Below are 727 nucleotides of genomic sequence, written 5' to 3'. Positions count from 1 at the left end.
GGACTGACCTTTGCTTGATAGCCATGGCGTTTGGCAAGTGTCTCCACAATCTCACCAACAGTTTTGTGATCAAAATGTTCACTCACCTGTTCTTTGAGCTCTTTACGCATCGAGGCGCTTTTGCCACAAAGGCGCAAAATCTCTCCATCACTGCCCCCACAACTTACAACCGATTCGACAACAAAACGCCCCATAAAGGCACTGATGCTGTTCTCATAGCCAAAAATCACTTGCAGAGTGCTGTTGCTTGAGGGAACCTCTAAATCATTGCCACTATCATCAAACTCTGCTTCAAATGTATCGGCTTCATTCCCGGCATGATCCGTGATAGTTGCGGTTAAAAGACGCTGGTAAAAAACCTCATGAACAGGTTTGTTTCCCACCTTGACCGCAATAAAAGGGTGTGTACGCATTAATCCCATAACCGCTTCACCATGCTTTGAGGATTAGACAACACAAATTCAGGCAGAATGACCTTTAAGCCCCGCGGTAAAAACACACCATATTTGGCAATCTCTGGATTGGCTTCCAGTGTGGCTTCTAAATAGCCGTTTAGTCCCCCAACTTGAGAACGGTCCCCTAACACAGCCATGACATGGTGAAAGCAAAGGAGATCGAGGCTCATATCCTCTAGCTCTACAACAACATGTTTTTCTGGTATCTTCATAGAGTTTGTCCCACTTGGATTTGTCCCTCTTGGTATTGTCCTTGTGGTTTTCCGCCATTA

Annotated in this window: 1 protein-coding gene and 1 pseudogene; both read right to left on the bottom strand. The window is 45.5% G+C overall.

Annotated features, from left to right (window positions below):
* Nucleotides 1–422: pseudogene (locus tag ACFIMP_RS09835) on the bottom strand (late control protein); the annotation flags it as partial.
* Nucleotides 413–667, bottom strand: a complete 255-nt coding sequence (locus tag ACFIMP_RS09830) for a tail protein X (protein ID WP_375610995.1) — start codon at nt 665–667, stop codon at nt 413–415. The gene ACFIMP_RS09830 and the pseudogene ACFIMP_RS09835, both read right to left, overlap by 10 nt.
* Nucleotides 668–727: the final 60 nt, after the last annotated feature.

It is taken from the genome of Bartonella sp. AP65SXKL (genome assembly GCF_042195725.1).
Classification (GTDB): Bacteria; Pseudomonadota; Alphaproteobacteria; order Rhizobiales; family Rhizobiaceae; genus Bartonella.
This window is presented reverse-complemented; position numbering and strand designations above follow the sequence as displayed.

Coding starts and splice junctions, on each gene's coding strand:
- ACFIMP_RS09830 (WP_375610995.1), bottom strand. CDS start 667: ATGAAGATACCAGAAAAACATGTTGTTGTAGAGCTAGAGGATATGAGC.